Genomic DNA, 12,247 nt, shown 5'->3' with positions numbered 1-12,247 from the left:
TAATGACATTTCTATCCTTTGTGTATATGATATTGATTTCTTCCGTTTTCTTTTGATTTATATAAACACTCATCTGCTTGTTTATACATTTTATTAGCCGATACATATGTATTTGGTTTATAAATTATTGCACCCATAGAAATAGAAAGAATATCTAATATTTTACTATTTTTATGCTCAATTTGTAATTCTAAAATTTTTCTATTCATATCTTTTAAGCAATTTTCTAAAATATGGATATCAATATCGAAAAGAATTATACCAAATTCTTCACCACCTAACCTAAAAGTAAATTCATATTTTTTATCAAAATACTCTTTTAAAGTATTTGCAACTTGTTTTAAAGCCTCATCACCCATATCGTGACCATATGTATCGTTATATTGCTTAAAATAATCAATATCTACCATAATAAAAGCACATTCCCAATGATTTGCATTTGCAATAAAAGGCATATTATCAAAAATTGTATCAAAATATTTTCTATTATATAATTTTGTCATAGAATCTGTAATTGAGTCTATTTTATATTTTTTATTCAATACTGTTAATTGTTTATCTTTTCTAATAACTTGAATTACAATATAAAAAACTATAAATGTAGATATTATAATAATAAAAATAACACTATAAAATAGATAATTTTTCATTTTTACATAATCATCAAGAAAACTCTTTCTTTGTTTGAATGCAACTTGAGTTTCATACTTTATCAAAAAATTAATTCTTGTTAAAATATTTTGGAAAAGATGAAGTTTATTTTCTTTGAACGTATTTTGTATTTCATTATCTATTGTTTCAACTACAATTTTTTCATTATCACTTTTATAAGTATTTTTGTAATAAGACCATTCTTGAAGAATAATTTCTTGTTCATTCTTAAAATCACATATATATTTTATTTTTCTACAAGAAACTATATCTTTATAATTGTCAGCAATTATTTGAAGTTTTACGATAGGAATTAAGTTACCAAAATAGATATTATCTATTTGTTTTTTCAACATATCAATTTGCTTATTGAACAAAAAAGAGGATAGTATTAATGTTGATAAAACTGTACAAACAAGTAATAAAAGTTTTACAGTCGTTGATTTTAATAACTTATATATCATGAGTTGGATAATACTCTAAAATTATTTAACTAATGATAAAATAAGAAAATTATTTTCTATTTATGATATTAATATATTATTTACTTTTTCTAGCTTTTTAGTTAAAATTTTAATATAGAAAATAAGGAGCAGTTTATGACAATAGATAATAATCTAAATGCAATGATTTCTTCAGAATTAAAACTTAATGAAATGGCATCAAATATAGCTCAAGTTTCAAATACAATGGGTACCCCAGAAATTCAAGAAGTAAATACTGATTTGATTGATTCTATAGTAAATCAAATACCTGAAGTTATATCATATAGTGCAAATGCAAACAGTATAAAAACTCAAAATGCGGTATCTGATATATTATTAAATATTAAGGCATAAAAATATGGAAAAAATCAATATCGTTTGTCCTCACTGTTTTAAAATAAATGCTATTCCTAAAAAAGATAGCTATGCAAAAGCAAATTGTGGTTCTTGTAAAAACTCTTTACTAGATACAGATCCTATTGAATTAGATGAATCAAATTTTGATCATGTAATAGTAAATTCAGATATTCCAGTTATTGTTGATTTTTGGGCACCTTGGTGTGGACCTTGTAAAATGATGGCACCAATTTTTAATGATGTTGCGAAAAAATATCCATTAAAAGCTTTATTTGTAAAAGTAAATACAGAAGCATTACCAAATATGGGTACCAGATTTGGGATTAGATCTATACCTACACTTGTAGTTTATAAAAATGGTGTAGAAAAACAAAGAGTTTCTGGGGCTTTAGATCCATTAAGATTATCAAATCTTGTAAATGAAAGTTTATAAAAGCTTTATTTGTTAGCTTTTATAAACTTCTTTAAATCTTTTAGTTGTGTTTCATTAAAAACTTCTATTTCATTCTCTTTTAATAGTCTTGCAGTTAAGCCTTGACCTTCTATTAGATTGTTTGTAAAAGTTCCATCGTAAATATTTATATTCCCGCAAGATGGAGAATTTGCTTTTAATAGTGCAATTTTTATATTTTCTTCTAGACAAATATCTAAAGCTTTTTTTGCTCCTAATAAAAAGTTTATTGTAACATCTTTTCCTTCTTCATTTTGTACTATAAAAGGTTTATCATTTTTAACAATTTCAGCAGGAATTCTTGGAATTCCTAATCCACCTGCTACTTCAGGACAAAAAGAATAAATCTCATTTTCACAAAGAATATCCATAAACAACTCTTTTAATGAAAATGAGATATTAGGATTAAAAGCTACAGATGAATTATTTCCATCATATCTTACATCTTCACCTAACAAACAAGACGATATTAATATTTTCATAAAATATTATCTTCCTCTTCAATACTTTCTATAATTTCTTGATTTTCTTTATAAAAAAATGTCGATAATTGAATATTAGAAAATGCAGCTTTCATAGATACAAATATTTTTGGGTTATCTTCTTCTAATTTAGCTAATAATTCTTTTGTACTAGCTCTTGCATGTGGCATTTTAACATCAAATCTTAATCCAGGACATGCTTCATCACCAATTACATTAATTTCATTTGCATTTGCAAAAGCTCTTAATTGTCTTTCTCTACAAAAGATTAAAGGACGAATTACTTCTAAACCATTTTCAGCCGTATACTTAGGCGGCATAGTTCTCATAGTACCATTATAGAAGAAATTCATAAAAAAAGATTCCATTGCATCATCTAAATGATGCCCAAGAGCTACTTTATTATATCCTTGTTCTTGTGCTGCTGTGTAGATATATCCTCTTCTCATTCTTGAAAAAAATGAACAAAAAGATGAATTTTTTCTAATTTTTTCACCTGCTAATTCAAATATTTGAGTGTCTATAATTTCATGTTCAATTCCATGTTCAGCACAATGATTACTTAAAAATTGTACTTGTTCACCCATTCCATAAGTTACAGTTACTGCTTTAAAATCAAAATTAAATGGTGCAACTTTTTTTATTCTATTTAAAGTGTGTATTAAAGTAAGAGAATCTTTTCCACCTGAAAAGCCAACTAATACCCTATCTCCCTCTTTTATTAATCCATATTCTGCATTAGTTTTACCAACTATTGTAGATATTTTTTTACTTAATTCAACCAATATATTATTCCTATAAATTTTTAAGGCAATTATATCAAAAAAGTTCTCAAAACCTTTTTTAATGAGTTTATATTATATCAATACTGAAGTGATAAGAGTCTATTTTCATATTTTCATTAAGATAAAAATTATGAGCTTCTTCTCTTTTTATAGCAGAGTCTAAATGTATTGAGGTACAGTTCTGTTGTTTTGCATAAATTTTAATAAAATCTAACAAAGCTTTTGCCGCATCAGTTGATTTGACACTTTTATTAGTTACGAAATCATCAATATGTAAATATTTTCCTATAGCAAGTTTTTGGGATATAACAAAACCTGTTACACAAATGACTTCACTATTGTCTATTACATATATTAATTTATATCCATTTCTTATTTGTTCAGATACTAAATTAATAAAATCTTTTTCAGATAAATTTTTATTAGTTTGATGCATAAGCTTATAACAATATTTTATTTCTTCTTCTGTTGCAATTTTGATTTCCAAAAGAACCCTTTTAATTAAATATATCTCATCATATCAAAGCATTTCTGATATTATATATAAATAAATGAATAATTCAGAAAAATAATGATTATTTTACTCAGATTTTATCTAAAAAATATATAATTTCATAAATAATAAAATAAAGATTAAATAATGACAAGAGAAGAAGAAAAAGAGTTTAGACAAAAGATTGTTGAAACTATTATGCCAGTAGCCAGAAATATGACAGAAAACCAAATTAGAACTATTATTCAAAATGTTGAAAAAACAAATGAAGATTTACCAAGAGGTTTTGGAGCGATGCTTTTTGAACAAATTATTATTAATAAAAACAATAGTTTAAATAAAAGATAGATACTAGATATGAGAAATTTTATAAGTTATGAAAAATCTTTAGAAATATTAAATAATATTTCTATCAATAAACAAGGAACTGAAAAGCTATTTATAACAAATGCAATTGGTAGAGTTACTGCTAAAAATATAATTGCTGATCACAATAGTCCTGAATTACCAACATCAGCAATGGATGGCTATGCAATTAGATATGAAGATATAAATAATAATCTGCTAGAAATCATTGATAAAAATCCAGCTGGTAGTATTGTTGAAAAAGAAGTATCAAGGGGTGTTTGTATAAAAACATTTACAGGTTCATTAATGCCAAAAGGCAGTGATACTTTAATACCTATAGAAAATGTAGAAATTTTAGATAATAAAATAAAAATAATAAAAGAAGTGCCATTTGGCTTTGCTGTTAGAGAAATAGGTGAAAATTATAAAAAAGATGAAGTTTTAATTAAAAAAGGAACTATAATTGGTTTTGCAGAAATTGGAGTTCTTGCTTCATTAAATATCTCTCAAATTGAAGTTATTATTAATCCAACAGTAGCAATTGCAAGTACAGGTAGTGAAGTTTTAGATTTGGGTGAAGTTCAAACAAATGAATCACAAATAAGAAGTTCAAATCATTTAACTCTAGAAGTTTTATGTAAAAGTAACGGTGCAAATACTTTACAAATGGGTATTGTAAAAGATGACATTGATTCTATTACAAATCTTTTAAAAATGGCTTTACAAAAAGCTGATATTGTAGTAACAACGGGAGGTGTTTCAGTTGGTGATTATGATTTTGTTCAAGATGTGATAAAAGACAAATTAAAAGCTGAAGTTTTATTTCATGGAGTTACTGTAAAACCAGGTATGCATATTTTAGCAGCTATAAAAGATGGAAAAATCATCATTGCACTACCAGGGTTTGCCTATTCATCTACTGTTTGTGCGATACTTTATGTTTTACCTTTAATATATAAATTTAGAGATTCAAATGAAAGCTTACCAATAGTAAAAGCTAGAATAAATCAAAACTTTCCAAGAAAAATGTCAAAAACAATATTTACAGCTTGTAATGTTGAATATGTGGATAATGAATATAAAATCAATTTTGATGGAAAAAGACAAGGGACAAGTGCAATATTAACAAATATGCTTGAAAGTCCTGCTCTACTTATTCAAAAAGATGACAGTGATGATATAAAATCAGGAGACTTAGTAGATATCTTACTATTAAACAATCTTAAGTAAATGAATAAAAATCTATTTTATATTCTTATGGTTTTGGCCATGATATTCTGGGGAGTATCATGGGTAAATGTAAAGATATTAAGCTCTTACATAAATGAATATGAATTGATTTTTTTAAGAATGGGAATATCTTTTTTTTCCATGATCCCAATTCTTTACTTTTTCAAACTCTCTTTTAAAATAGATTTCAAAGCCTTATTTCTTATTCTTTTAGCTTCTGTTGTTTTAGTTTTATACTCTTTAGTTTTCTTTTTAGGAGTGCAGCATGGAACAGCTGGCTTTGGAGGAGCTTTAGTTACTACTTTAATACCTATTAATACTTTTATAATCTTAGCAATCATCAAGAAAAAAACTATTAGTTTAAAACACTCTTTTGCTTTGATTCTTGGAGGCTTTGGAGTACTAACTATGTTAAATGTTTGGAATTTTGATTTCAATGAGATATTTTCAAAAGATAATATATACTTTTTAATAGCTTCTATTCTTTGGCCAATACTGACAATAATAAGCTCAAAAGCTGTAAAAACAAATCCTTTAATTTTTACTTTTTATGTATATGTAATTTCAACATTTGTTATTTATGAATTCTTTATAGATAATTCTCTTTTTAATAGAATTTATGATTTTGATTTGATTTTTTGGTTAAATATATTTGTTATAAGTATTTTAAGTACTACATTTGCAACATCAATATATTTTGTTGGGATTACAAGACTAGGAACAAATGAAGTTAGTAGTTTTATATTCTTAGTTCCTTCATCAGCTTTAATTTTAAGTGCTATTTTTTTAGATGAAAAAATAACTTACAATACTATTTTAGGAACTATTTGTACAATAATTGCTATTTATATACTAAATAATTTAAATATTTTTAAAGTCATTGGACTTAAAAAATAGAATTTATTCTTTTATTACAGCTCTATTCCTTCCTTGTTCTTTTGCTTCATATAAAGCATTATCTGCTGATTTAAATATTGTTTTATCATTGATATCATTTGAAGTTTTCACAATTTTAGCACCAATAGAAATGGTTACAAAATCATTAATAGAACTGGATCTGTGTTTTATTTTTAAATTCACAACTGCATCAAGTAGTTTATTACATAATTTTACAACACCTATATATTGAATATTAGAAGTAATAATTCCAAATTCCTCTCCACCTAATCTAAAAATATAGTCATTTGATCTTTTTAAAGTAGATTTTAAAACATCTGAAATTTGTTTTAATACACAATCTCCACCATCGTGACCATATGTGTCATTGTACTGTTTGAAAAAATCTATATCTAAAATAAGAAGAACAAAATTCTTATTATCACGCTTTGCTCTTTTAAATTCTAAATCAAAAATAGTATTAAAATGCCTTCTATTATATAATTCTGTTAAAAAATCTGTAATGGAAATTTCAGATATTTTCTTTTTATCTGTAATATCATTATACACAGATGTAAAACCAATAATATTTTTATATTCATCAAAATTTGGAGTAATTGAATTTTCAACCCAAAATTCCGTACCATCTTTTTTTATATTAAGATGTTCTCCCTTCCAAATATTTCCTTTTAATATAATTTCCCAAAGCTCTTTAAAAAAACTATTTTCTATACTTGAATGTCTAAATATATTATGTTTCTTTCCAATTAATTCTTTTTTTGAATATTGAGTCAATTTACAATATGCATCACTAACATCTATAATAAATCCATCTTTATTTGTAATACTAATTAAAACATTATTATTAATGATATTTAGATGTTCTTCGAGCTCTTTTTTAATTTTTTGTGATTCTGTTATATCATTTAAATATCCATAATAATGGCTAATTCTGCCATTTTCATCATGAATTATTTTTAAGATATGATTTACCCAAATTATTTGATTATTTTTAACTATTCTATATGGTTTATATATGTATTCATCTTTTATAACTTTTGAAACCTGCCTACTTTCTGTTCTAAAAGTGTGTAAATCTTCTTGAAAAATAAAATCTTCGTGTTTTACTTTTTTTGATAAAAAATCTTTAGCACTATAACCATATAGATTTATTACATTTGAAGTAACATATTCAAGTTCCCAAGATTTATTTTCTTTTTTTAAAATAAAAAATACAGTTGGACTTTCATTTAAATAGTGTAATAATTTATCTTGCATATTTTTCTTCATCTAATTAAAAGTATTACAAGATTCTAAAGTTCCATTTTCAAAACCTTTTTTAAACCATGCCATTCTTTGAGCTGCACTTCCATGAGTAAAAGAATCAGGTCTTACATATCCTTGAGCTTTCTTTTGTAATGTATCATCACCAATAGCACTTGCAGCATTTAGTGCTTCTTGAATATCACCCTCTTCTATTGAATTAAAATCTTTCTTACTATAATATGCCCAAAGTCCAGCATAACAATCAGCTTGGAGTTCAACTTTTACTTGCAATGCATTTTCTTTTGCATCTGATAATCCTTGTTTTGCATTTTGTACTTTAGATATTGTTCCAGTAATATTTTGTACATGATGACCTATTTCATGAGCAATTACATAAGCTTGGGCAAAATCACCCGGAGCATCGTGTCTTTTTGCAAGTTCATCAAAAAATGATAAATCCAAATATACTTTTTGATCAGCAGGACAATAAAAAGGTCCAGTTTGAGAAGAAGCAAAACCACATCCACTTTTTACTGAATTTCTAAATAAAACTAATTTTGGCTCAATATAGTTTGCATTATATTTTTTAAAAACATTTGACCATATATCTTCTGTTTGAGCTAAAACAGCACTTACAAACTGTGCACTTTTATCATCTTTTTGTGTATTTATAACTTGAGAACTTGAAGTATTATTTTGAGTCATTCCCATATCTAAAAAAGCTAAAGGATTGAAGCCCATAAAATATGCAATAGCACCTATTATTAAAATAATTCTTCCTATTTTTGTGCCAATTAACATCTTAATAACTGGTAATAACATCATCAGAGAATTATTTTGTCTAGAGCCAAAATTAGAACCTGATTCACCTCTTTTATCTTCTATATTTGAACTTCTTCTATTATTTTCCCACTTCACCTATTAAACCTTAAATTTAAAATTATTTGAATTTGGATTGTTTTTTGTAAAATTTAATTTATTGTCAACTTTAGTTTCAGTTTTTATATCAGAGCAAGAAGATGAATCAGAAGAACAACAAGAAGACTTCTCACTTTTCTTTTTTAAAAGTAAAGGTTTTATTAAATAATAAGCCATTAAAAAAAGCATAATCATACTTGCAAATTGTGAGAATAAACTTGCTTCCTCATTGTGTAAATCAAATTGTAAAATATTTAGACCAGCAAAAAAAGTATCAAATCCTAAACCAAAAAGAAAAGATAAAAACCCAATCGTAGATAAATAAATAATTAATGATGTTTTTCCTAAAGTTTTATATACAATACTCATAGTAATAGCACTTGTTGCAGGACCTGCTGTTAAAAAAATAAATGCAGCACCAGCACTCATTCCTTCCATCATTAAAGCAGCAGCAATTGGTAATGAAGCGGTTGCACAAACATATAAAGGCATAGAAAAAAGCATAATTACAATATATGTTAATATTTGATTTTCAAAAAGTAAAGATGTGTATTCTTTAGGTGCAAGAGTAGTAAATAAAGCCCCAAATACTAATCCAATAAATAAAGGTTTAACCATATCAACAAAAAGTGTCACATAAGCATAAGAAAACGCTGCTTTAATTGAAAAACTCTTTTTTACACTATTTGAAGAGCAAGAACTTGTGCATCCACATGAAGAAATATTTGTTTCTTCTTTTATAACTTTTTCATCATTATCCACAAAATTCTGAATAAGTCCTACAATTATTGCAATTATCACAGAAGAGATAACTCTAAAAATTGTAAATATTAAACCAAAAAAAGAGAATGTTGCTAAAATAGAATCAACTCCAGTAATAGGAGATGAAATCAAAAAACTTTGAACCGCACCTTTACTAGCACCCTCTTTTCTAAGACTTTGTGCAAGAGGAATAACAGAGCAAGAACAAACAGGAAGTGGAATACCAAATAATGTAGCTTTAATAACAGAAGAAAAAGATCCTTTCCCTAAATGTTTTATAACAAAATCATCAGGAACTATTTGCTTTAAAATACCAGCAAATAATAAACCAAATAAAACATAAATAGCCATTGCATCTAATAATATTAAAAAATTATTTGCCAAGGAAAAGGCTAAATCCATGATATTACTCTTCTTCTGAAACTAAAAGTTTAGAAGATATTTGTTTTTTTGGTTTTACACCTAATTCAATAAACTCTTCTGCTCTTTTGATTAAATTTGCATTTCCTGAAGATAATTTATTCATAGCACTCTCATAGGATTTCTGAGTTTTATTTATATTAGCACCAATATCTTCAATATCTGCCACAAATCCTGCAAACTTATCATATAAATCAGCTGCCTTTTTAGAGATTAACTGTGCATTTTCATTTTGGTGTTCATTTCTCCAAATATTTTCAATAGTTCTTAAAGTAACATATAAAGTAGATGGAGAAACTAGCATGATATTATGTTCAAACGCCATTTTGAATAGTGAATCATCTGTAGATGTTGCAAGAATAAAAGCACCTTCAACAGGAATAAACATTAAAACAAAATCTAAAGTTCTAACACCATCTATCTCTTCATATCTTTTTGAACTTAAGCCTTTTATATGTGTAGTAATTGATTTTACTAACTCTTTTGATGCTGTTTCTCTATGGGCTTCATTTTCAGTTTTACAATAAGAAATATAAGAATTTAAAGATACTTTTGAATCAATAACAATATCTTTTTTTGAGGGTAAATGCACTATTACATCAGGTCTTAGTCTTTTTCCATCAGTATCATTAAATGAGCCTTGAATTGTATACTCTTTACCTTCTCTAAGACCCGTTTGATCAAGAATAGATGATAAAATCATCTCTCCCCAATCACCTTGAGTTTTATTTTGACCTTTTAAAGCTTTTGTTAAATTTACAGCATCTGTTGCAATTTGATTATTTAAATCTTTTAAGTTTTTGATTTCAGTTAATAATGATGATCTTTGTTTTGTCTCTTCATTGTAAATCTCATTTACTCTTTTTCCAAAAGAATCAAGTTGATCTTTAAATGAAGTTAAAACTTGACCTAAATTTATATTTGATTTTTTCTGATTTTCATCAAATAGTTTATTAGCAAGATTTTCAAATTCGATTTTCATCTGTTTTTTTGAGTCTTCTAATAAAGTTATTTTTTCATTAAAATTCTCTTCTTTAATTTCAAACTCTCTTAAAAGTTGTTTCTCTTTTGTATCAGAGATTTTTGCTAAATTTGATAATTTTAATTCATAAGTTTCAATTGTATTACGATTCATTTCTGAAGAGTGTTTTTCAACAACCTTTAACTTATCTTCAAAGTTTTCTTTTATTAATACTTTTTCTTCTTCTAATTTTCTATTTTCTGTATTTAAACTATTTATTTGACCTTCGTATGAACTGTGATTTAATTCTATTCTCTCATTTAAAGCTTTTAATTTTAGTAAGGCTTCATCTTGTAATGCTTTTAATTGATTTTCATATTTTTGTCGTGAAAACTGCAAAATAATTAATAATCCTGCTAATATTGCGATAGATGCAACAATTAGTGTCAAATAACTAACTTCAATAATTCCATTACCTAACATAATCATATTCCTTATTATTAAGTTTATTTAAATCTAATTCATGTACGTCATACCCCAATTCTTTAAATCTCTCTACCAAAGGTGGATGAGAATAGTAAAAGAATATATATAAAGGATGAGATAAGGGAAATGATTTATTTTCATTTGCAAGCTTTAATAAAGCACTAACTAAATCCCCTTTTGAAGATAAGTTTGAACCAAATTCATCTGCTGCATATTCATTATGTCTTGAAATTAAAGATATTAAAGGCATTAAGAAAAATGATAATATTGGAGAAAAAATCAAAAACACTGCAACTATTGCATATGGCTCATTATGTAATTTTAAGCCTAGAAACAATTCATCAGGTAAATTCCCAAAAATAGCAAAGAACACAAACATAACAACACCCATAATTCCAATATTTTTTATAATATCTCCATTTTTAAAGTGCCCTAATTCATGACCTAATACTGCTAATAATTCATTATGAGATAATTTTTTAATTAAAGTATCAAATAAAACAACTCTTTTTGTAGCACCCAAGCCACCAAAATATGCATTTAATCTATTATCTCTTTTACTTGCATCTACTGAAAAAACACCTGAACTTTTAAATCCAACTTCATCTAAAAGATTTTCGATTTTTTTCTCCAATTCTTCATCTTTTAGTTTCTCAAACTTATCAAACATTTTATCTCTAATTACCGGATAAAGCATGTTGATTAAAATAATAATAGAGAAAATAAAAACAAATCCCCAAATCCACCACATAGCAAAACTATTTATAATAAAACTAATTCCAGCAATCACTAAAGATCCAAAAATTAGAAATAGTAAAGCAGTTTTAATAGTATCTTTTATAAATAAAGCAGGAGTCATATTTGAAAAACCATATTTTTTATTTAAATTAAAAGTTGAATATAACTCAAAAGGAAGGCTTAAAAACCAATTTATAATAATGAAACTATTTACAAAAACAACAGCTTTTAATAACATTGAATCAATTTGAATAAGTGAGTCTAAAAAAGACAGACCAAAACCAACCCATAAAATAAATAAAATAAAATCATAAAATGATGAAACTATAGATATTTTCTCTTTTTCAATAGAGTAGTTTCCCGCTTCTTCATATTTTTTTGCATCTAAAATAATTGGCTTTAACTTTTTTGCATCTTTTACATAACCAATTTGCATGAATGATGTATAAATATTAAATGCAAAATATAAACAATATGCAATAACAAAAATTTCTAACATAAAATATTCCTCATATAATTTAATAATCTAGTAATGCAT

14 protein-coding genes are annotated in these 12,247 nt (G+C 25.7%); 5 read left to right on the top strand and 9 right to left on the bottom strand.

Annotated elements, in window-relative coordinates; translation table 11 throughout:
* Positions 1-11 precede the first annotated feature (11 nt).
* Positions 12-1,007, bottom strand: coding sequence for a GGDEF domain-containing protein (locus ABVS04_RS07530; RefSeq protein ID WP_368030069.1), 996 nt, complete (start codon positions 1,005-1,007; stop codon positions 12-14).
* Positions 1,008-1,250: 243 nt separating this feature from the next.
* On the opposite strand from ABVS04_RS07530, the gene ABVS04_RS07525 reads away from it, so the two are divergent.
* Both ABVS04_RS07525 and trxC read left to right on the top strand, forming a co-directional pair.
* Positions 1,251-1,490: a hypothetical protein gene (locus ABVS04_RS07525; protein WP_368030068.1), complete on the top strand. Its 240-nt coding sequence runs from the start codon at positions 1,251-1,253 to the stop codon at positions 1,488-1,490.
* A gap of 4 nt (positions 1,491-1,494) precedes the next feature.
* A complete protein-coding gene (trxC, locus tag ABVS04_RS07520) occupies positions 1,495-1,926 on the top strand; it encodes a thioredoxin TrxC (protein ID WP_368030067.1) in 432 nt (143 codons plus the stop codon).
* A gap of 5 nt (positions 1,927-1,931) precedes the next feature.
* Here trxC and ABVS04_RS07515 read toward each other — a convergent pair whose 3' ends face one another.
* The 3 genes from ABVS04_RS07515 to ABVS04_RS07505 form a co-directional block, all read right to left on the bottom strand.
* Complete coding sequence (locus ABVS04_RS07515) at positions 1,932-2,426, bottom strand: DUF523 domain-containing protein (protein WP_368030066.1); 495 nt, start codon at positions 2,424-2,426, stop codon at positions 1,932-1,934.
* Positions 2,423-3,211: an ATP-binding protein gene (locus ABVS04_RS07510; protein WP_368030065.1), complete on the bottom strand. Its 789-nt coding sequence runs from the start codon at positions 3,209-3,211 to the stop codon at positions 2,423-2,425. The genes ABVS04_RS07515 and ABVS04_RS07510 overlap by 4 nt, the downstream gene beginning before the upstream one ends.
* Before the next feature lie 67 nt (positions 3,212-3,278).
* Positions 3,279-3,698 carry a GNAT family N-acetyltransferase gene (locus ABVS04_RS07505; RefSeq protein ID WP_368030064.1) on the bottom strand — a complete coding sequence of 140 codons (420 nt, stop codon included), beginning with the start codon at positions 3,696-3,698 and terminating at the stop codon, positions 3,279-3,281.
* 153 nt (positions 3,699-3,851) lie between these two features.
* On the opposite strand from ABVS04_RS07505, the gene ABVS04_RS07500 reads away from it, so the two are divergent.
* Genes ABVS04_RS07500 through ABVS04_RS07490 form a run of 3 tightly spaced genes read left to right on the top strand, consistent with a single transcriptional unit; the run spans position 3,852 to position 6,179 of the window.
* Positions 3,852-4,052, top strand: a complete 201-nt coding sequence (locus tag ABVS04_RS07500) for a hypothetical protein (RefSeq protein ID WP_368030063.1) — start codon at positions 3,852-3,854, stop codon at positions 4,050-4,052.
* Positions 4,053-4,061: 9 nt separating this feature from the next.
* Positions 4,062-5,282, top strand: coding sequence for a molybdopterin molybdotransferase MoeA (locus ABVS04_RS07495; protein ID WP_368030062.1), 1,221 nt, complete (start codon positions 4,062-4,064; stop codon positions 5,280-5,282).
* Positions 5,283-6,179, top strand: a complete 897-nt coding sequence (locus ABVS04_RS07490; RefSeq protein ID WP_368030061.1) for a DMT family transporter — start codon at positions 5,283-5,285, stop codon at positions 6,177-6,179. It begins immediately after the preceding gene.
* 3 nt (positions 6,180-6,182) lie between these two features.
* Here ABVS04_RS07490 and ABVS04_RS07485 read toward each other — a convergent pair whose 3' ends face one another.
* The 5 genes from ABVS04_RS07485 to ABVS04_RS07465 are packed head-to-tail and all read right to left on the bottom strand — an operon-like array spanning position 6,183 to position 12,208.
* Positions 6,183-7,436 (bottom strand): diguanylate cyclase, encoded by a 1,254-nt coding sequence (locus ABVS04_RS07485; protein ID WP_368030059.1) that lies wholly within the window; start codon positions 7,434-7,436, stop codon positions 6,183-6,185.
* A gap of 12 nt (positions 7,437-7,448) precedes the next feature.
* Positions 7,449-8,342: a neutral zinc metallopeptidase gene (locus tag ABVS04_RS07480; RefSeq protein ID WP_368030058.1), complete on the bottom strand. Its 894-nt coding sequence runs from the start codon at positions 8,340-8,342 to the stop codon at positions 7,449-7,451.
* A 3-nt stretch (positions 8,343-8,345) separates the two neighbouring features.
* Positions 8,346-9,488 (bottom strand): SO_0444 family Cu/Zn efflux transporter, encoded by a 1,143-nt coding sequence (locus ABVS04_RS07475; RefSeq protein ID WP_368030057.1) that lies wholly within the window; start codon positions 9,486-9,488, stop codon positions 8,346-8,348.
* 22 nt (positions 9,489-9,510) lie between these two features.
* Positions 9,511-10,968 (bottom strand): DNA recombination protein RmuC, encoded by a 1,458-nt coding sequence (gene rmuC, locus ABVS04_RS07470; RefSeq protein ID WP_368030056.1) that lies wholly within the window; start codon positions 10,966-10,968, stop codon positions 9,511-9,513.
* On the bottom strand, positions 10,958-12,208 hold the full coding sequence (locus ABVS04_RS07465) for a M48 family metallopeptidase (protein ID WP_368030055.1): 1,251 nt from the start codon (positions 12,206-12,208) through the stop codon (positions 10,958-10,960). Before ABVS04_RS07465 ends, rmuC begins: the two co-directional genes overlap by 11 nt.
* Positions 12,209-12,247 lie beyond the last annotated feature (39 nt).

Origin of the sequence: Arcobacter sp. s6 (assembly GCF_040884245.1) — a bacterium.
Classification (GTDB): Bacteria; Campylobacterota; Campylobacteria; order Campylobacterales; family Arcobacteraceae; genus Aliarcobacter.
Note: the sequence above shows the minus strand (reverse complement) of the source record. Positions and strands in the feature narration are given on the sequence as shown.